This window comes from Hespellia stercorisuis DSM 15480 (assembly GCF_900142165.1).
GTDB classification, from domain to species: Bacteria; Bacillota; Clostridia; order Lachnospirales; family Lachnospiraceae; genus Hespellia; species Hespellia stercorisuis.
Genome location: NZ_FQZY01000121.1, coordinates 1 through 6,098, shown reverse-complemented (window position 1 = coordinate 6,098; position 6,098 = coordinate 1). Strand labels below are relative to the sequence as shown.

Sequence of the window (6,098 nt, the reverse complement as noted above, 5' to 3'; positions counted from 1 at the left end):
ATCGGTTTTCACCATGGGGCGAGACCCCGTCTAGGAGCTTGGCTGGCACTCAGTGTATGAATAGATGGTACGAAGGAAGTTGGGACACGATCCCCTTAGACACGGAAGGTTCATCATCATAGTTGATCAGAGGGAAAATAGCCTTTATATAGCAAACGAAATGGATGCTTTTAAAGTTATACCTATTTTTCAACTATTCAGTACTTGATACTACGATATTCATCACTATCGGCTCTGTTTTAGAGGTAAATAAAAATCGTCAAAGCTAGTAAAATCAATAGATTTAGGCTTGACAGAATAGGAAGGGGTGCGATTGATTAAAACACTGAACCAGTCCATCAAGATGGATAAAGTAAAATTCAAAGTACCAAAGTCCGTTCAGCAGGTGATTCCCATCCAGAGAATCTGGCCGGATGGCATTTTTCAGGTAGACCGGAAGTTCTCTAAGACGTTCCGGTTTTCCGATATCAATTATTCCATTGCAAGCAAGAGCGATAAGACAGAGATGTTCCTTGATTACTCGGAACTCTTAAATGCACTGGATTCCGGCGCATCGGCAAAGATCACGCTCAACAACCGAAGAATCAATAAAGCAGAATTTGAACAGTCCCTGCTTATTCCAATGAAAGAGGACGGATTGGACGAGTACCGGAAGGAATACAACGATATGCTGTTGTCGAAAGTCAGCGGCACCAACAACAGCATCTATCAGGAGCGGTATCTCACCATCAGTGTCCATAAGAAGAACATCGATGAGGCAAGGACGTACTTTGCCCGTGTAGGAACAGACATCATTACCCATTTGGCAAAGCTGTCCTCCGTAGGTGAAGAACTGAATGCGGAAGAGAGGCTGCAGATTTTCCGGGATTTCTTTCAGGCAGATAAGCCAGCCTGCATCCCGTTTGATCTGAAGGGATTTGCCAAGCGTGGACACAGCTTCAAGGATTGGATCTGCCCGAACACGATGGAATTTGCTACGGATTATTTTAAGATAGACGGAAGATATGGGCGCGTATTGTTTATGCAGGATTATGCAAATTATGTGAAAGATGAGACGGTGTCCGAACTGTGCAGCTTAAGCCGGGACTTGATGCTGTCCATCGATATCCTGCCAGTGCCGACAGACGAAGCAGTGCGAGAGATTCAGAACAAACTGCTGGGCGTGGAGACCAATGTGACGAACTGGCAGCGCAGGCAGAATGCAAACAATAACTTTTCTGCTGTTGTGCCATATGATATGGAATTACAACGCAAGGAAACAAAAGAGATGCTGGACGATTTGACGACCAGAGACCAGCGGATGATGTTCGGGCTTCTTACGCTGGTACATATGGCAGATACTAAAGAGCAGCTTGATTCGGATACAGATACCCTGCTCTCATCTGCAAGAAAATCCCTCTGCCAGATGGCCGTGCTAAAATGGCAGCAAGTGGACGGTATCCAAACCGTCCTGCCCTACGGACTTCGGAAAATCAATGCACTACGGACTATGACTACCGAATCTACCGCAGTGCTGATTCCATTTCATGCACAGGAGATCATGCAGCCGGGCGGCATCTACTATGGGCAGAATGCGGTCAGTAAAAATATGCTGGTGGCAGACCGCAAGAAGCTGCTAAATGGCAACTCCTTCCGGCTGGGTGTCAGCGGTTCCGGAAAGAGTTTCTCGGCAAAAGAAGAAATCGTTGACCTGGCATTGTCTACCGAAGATGATATCCTGATCTTAGACCCGGAGTCTGAGTTTACCTCACTAGTGGAAGCGTTAAATGGAGAAGTCATCCATATCTCTGCCACATCGGATACCCACTTAAATGCACTGGATATGGACTCCGCCTATGGAGATGACCGAAATCCCCTGATTGAAAAGTCAGAATTTATCCTGTCCCTGTTTGAGCAGTTAGTAGGAGCAGGCAATCTAAGTGCCAAAGAAAAATCCATCCTGGACCGCTGTACCGCAGATGTGTACCGGGATTATATCAACAGTGGCTATCAGGGGAAACCGCCAACCTTAAAAGAACTGTATCGACAGCTCATGCTCCAGCCGGAGGAAGAGGCCAGAGGGCTTGCCTTATCTTCGGAATTATTTATCAACGGAAGCCTGAACACCTTTGCACAGAGTACGAATGTAAATACCAAAAGCCGGATTATTGATTATGATATCCGGGAGCTGGGAGAACAGCTCATGCCCCTTGGAATGCTGGTAACGCTGGACAGCATCTTCAACCGGGTGATTCAGAACTGGAAGAGAGGAAGAACTACGTGGGTATTTGCGGATGAATTCTATCTGCTGTTCCGATACCAGTACAGCGCAGACTTTTTCTACCGCCTGTACAAACGCATTCGTAAGTATTTTGGATTCGTAACTGGGCTCACGCAGAACGTAGAGGAACTGTTAAAGTCCGATACCGCAAGGCTCATGCTGGCAAACAGCGAGTTTCTGATTCTTCTCAATCAGGCCAGTACAGACCGGGAAGAGCTGGCGAAGCTATTGAACATCTCAGACAACCAGCTCTCTTATATCACCAACGTAGGCGCAGGTCATGGACTCATCCGCTGTGCCGGAAATATCGTGCCTTTTGAGAACTCCTTTCCCAAAGGAACAAAACTATATAAACTAATGTCCACATCCCCTATGGATGCACGGAGCTAGGGGCAGAACGAACCATAAGAAACCATAGAAAAGCAAACAAAGTAGAAATGCCATCGCAGGATACCAAATCCATGAGATGGCATTTTTCATATAAAGGAGGTCATGCAAAATGAAACCATCGTTAAGTGTTCCATTAAGGGAACAGGAAAACTTAAAGGAACTTTTCAAACTCATGGATGAAAACGGGCTGGGTGAGAAGAAAGCAGAAATCGCAGAGCTGGCGGATTACATCGATAAGATGGACCAACAGTTTGGCGCAGTCCTGGAGGAATTAAAAGGTGTCAAGGAGCAGCTTGGCATGATACAGGAGAAGGGAATCAAATCGCAGACACTGAAGCTGATAACTAAGGTGGAAAGCAAAGTCGGTGAAGCCAAACAGCAGCTCCAGACTGTGAAAAAGAAATTCATGGAAGGGGTAGAGAAAGCTGTCAGTGGCTTCAAAGATAAGGGAATCTCTGCACTGCAAACAGCAGTCGATATCACCGGACTTCAGAAAGGAATCAGTAAGATCAAAGAACAGCTCCATGCAACCATCGACCTGACAGACAATGGCATCAGCCATCTGGGAACCATGGGAGATGAACTGCATGATGCCGGAGTACATCTGGGGAATATCGGCAGAACACTGGCCGGAAAGGAATTAAAACCTGCCACCTCCCGTGATGTGGAAAAGGGTGCATTCTTTCAGGGACAGAAAGCGTTATTTACCGTCATGGGAATGCTGTCCGGTATGGAAAAAAGGACAGATACGCTGCTTGGCAGGCTGGCGCAATTAGAAGAGCGGGCATCCAGGACACCGAAAATATCCGTAAGAGACAGTTTAAAGAGTATTCAAACAGAGAAAAAATCACAGGAATCCGGTATGGAAAAACACCGGAAGACACCGGCCAGATAAGGAAAGAGCATGAAAGAAAAGGAAAAACCAATCATCCGCTTCTATGCAGCCGAATGTATGGAATTTATAAATTATGGTGCCCTGTATGAAAATCTGACATTAGAGCAGGCCGTAGACCGTTACTGCAAAATTGAAAATACTTCTTCACTACCGGGCATTGGGTTTGTCGTGAAAAACGATCCAGAATTTCTCTATGCAGATATGAATCTGCCTCTTTATAACGGAAAAGAGATTGACCGAGAGTACCTTAATCTGATTCCCCTATGCAGGGATTATCCTCTGGTACAACAGGCAGTCAGGGAACTGGAGGGGTATCTGCCCAAAATAAAAGAAGCAGAGAAGGAGAGGACGCGCAAGTGGAATCAGAAGATAGCTGCAGCTAAAAGAACCAAAAAGCACAAGCATATGGAGCGGTAGAAGACAGAAAAAAACGAAGGGAGGTGAGCCATGAAAGATATTAAAAGAAAAGAGCATAACCGAAGCCCGAAACTGTTAAATCCAGTCTCGAAGATGCCAAAGGAATTGGTACGCTCGGCGCTTTTAAAATCAAAAGAAAAATCTCATCAGGCGGCTGACCTTACAGATACAGGACACAGCCATGCTACATCGACAGAATATGCCACTGAAAAGCTGGAATCCGCAGAGATGAGAGCAGGTGGGGAAGTGGCAGATGCTGTCACAGCAGGGGGAAGGGCACTTGCCAGAAAATCCTATGAGAAGATAAAAGAACGTAAGGCGGTACAGAAAGCGGGTGGCAGTACCCAAACAGAGGCAGAGCATTTAAGAGCAAATATGCAGGAGGCATCTTATACAACAGGAGCAGGATGTGAGAGCAGAAAAATGCTTGGCACCGCTGGCGAAACAACGACAGAGAATGCAGGAATTCTTGCAGAGCAGATGTCCGGCAAGGTGAAAATCAGGATGAAGCCAGAGCAGAAATCCATGCCTAAGGCCTCTGGAAAGCAAACCATTAAATCTCCTCGTTTTGTCAAATCAACCACTGCGTCTGCCGGGAAAAAAGTGATTGTACAAAATGCACTGCAAAAGAAACAGGCAGCAATGGCGGCAAAGAAACTTGCCATAGATTCCGCACGAAACACCCAGAATACCATAAGAACAACAAAAACCACAGCAAAAACAGCAGGACAAGGTATCCGGGCACTGGCGCAGGCAGTTGCTGCAACTGCAAGATCGCTGTGGGTGGCACTGGGAGCAGGAGGTGCAGCCTTGATTCTGGTACTTATCATTATGATGGGAGTTATAGGTGGTGCAGCCTTTTTAGGAGGTTCCCAGAGTGCAGAACCAGTCAGTCAGGAAGTACAGGCATATGCACCCACCATCCAGCGGTATGCCAGTCAGTATGGCATACCGGAATATGTGCAGGTCATACAGGCTATTATGATGCAGGAATCCGGTGGCAGGGGAACGGACCCTATGCAGTCTTCGGAGTGTCCCTATAATACCCGGTTTGGGAACAGCCCAAATGCCATCACCGATCCCGATTATTCCATTCAGGTAGGTATCCAGTATTATGCAGACTGTTTGAGGGAAGCGCAGTGTACCAGTCCTTATGACATGGACAGGCTGAAACTATCGCTGCAGGGTTATAACTATGGAAACGGATACATAACATGGGCGGTACGAAACCATGGCGGTTACAGTGCAGAAAATGCACTTCAGTTTAGTCAGGAGCAGGCGGCTTCCCATGGGTGGGCAAGATATGGTGACCCGGAGTATGTGCCTCATGTTCTAAGGTACTACTCAGGTGGAAATCTTTTTGCTGGACTTTTTGGAAATGATCAGATTGTCACAATCGCAAAAGCACAGATTGGCAACGTGGGCGGTCAGAAGTTCTGGTCATGGTATGGTTTTGACGGTAGGGTAGAATGGTGTGCCTGTTTTGTAAGTTGGTGTGCAGACCAGAGTGGTCTAATTGAATCAGGAGCAGTCCCCAAATTTGCTTTATGTACCGATGGGGTGTCATGGTTTCAATCACAAAACCGTTGGCAAGGGAATACTTATACACCAACACCCGGAACTATCATCTTCTTTGACTGGGGTGGGGATGGAAATTCCGATCATGTAGGTATCGTGGAAAAATGTGAAAATGGGATTGTTTATACGATAGAAGGAAATTCCGGGGATCGATGCAAGCAGAACAGTTATCCGGTCGGCTACGCATCCATCTTGGGATATGGAATACTTGGAATGTAATATGAAATGGTAAGACGATTATGCATTAAGTAACACTGGGAAGGGACTCCTTGATGGTTTCTTCTCAGTGTTTTTTCTATATGTAATTCCCTTAAACTTGCATTTCAGATGTCAATATTTGTTGTTCATGACACTGCATATTACAAAATTACTAATTTGTGGTATATATATTGATAAACTGTAACTGTTCAGAACCCCCTTGGGGAACTAATTAATTTTTGTACAAAACAGAGAATTTTTAAAACCTGTTTTGCGATATTATTTCGGTAATTGGTGGATAACCAATTGTTTGTGATTGAATAATTTAATTCATTGTGGATTACTCTTTCAATCTTTCAA

The 6,098-nt window shown here is 45.6% G+C and carries 4 protein-coding genes; all 4 read left to right on the top strand.

The window, feature by feature from the left end:
- The first annotated feature begins 313 nt into the window (after positions 1–313).
- The gene (locus BUB85_RS20425; RefSeq protein WP_330392410.1) at positions 314–2,650 is read left to right on the top strand and encodes a VirB4-like conjugal transfer ATPase, CD1110 family; all 2,337 of its coding nucleotides are present in this window, start codon (positions 314–316) and stop codon (positions 2,648–2,650) included.
- A gap of 109 nt (positions 2,651–2,759) precedes the next feature.
- Positions 2,760–3,545: a DUF6674 family protein gene (locus tag BUB85_RS20420; protein WP_073113311.1), complete on the top strand. Its 786-nt coding sequence runs from the start codon at positions 2,760–2,762 to the stop codon at positions 3,543–3,545.
- A 9-nt stretch (positions 3,546–3,554) separates the two neighbouring features.
- On the top strand, positions 3,555–3,962 hold the full coding sequence (locus BUB85_RS20415; RefSeq protein WP_073113310.1) for a hypothetical protein: 408 nt from the start codon (positions 3,555–3,557) through the stop codon (positions 3,960–3,962).
- A gap of 30 nt (positions 3,963–3,992) precedes the next feature.
- Entirely contained in the window at positions 3,993–5,759 is a 1,767-nt protein-coding gene (locus BUB85_RS20410) for a lysozyme family protein (protein ID WP_073113309.1), read from the top strand.
- The last annotated feature ends 339 nt before the right edge of the window (positions 5,760–6,098 follow it).

Bases quoted from the DNA above. Each gene is read 5' to 3' on its own strand.
- BUB85_RS20420 (WP_073113311.1), top strand. From the start codon at position 2,760: ATGAAACCATCGTTAAGTGTTCCATTAAGGGAACAGGAAAACTTAAAG.
- BUB85_RS20415 (WP_073113310.1), top strand. From the start codon at position 3,555: ATGAAAGAAAAGGAAAAACCAATCATCCGCTTCTATGCAGCCGAATGT.
- BUB85_RS20410 (WP_073113309.1), top strand. From the start codon at position 3,993: ATGAAAGATATTAAAAGAAAAGAGCATAACCGAAGCCCGAAACTGTTA.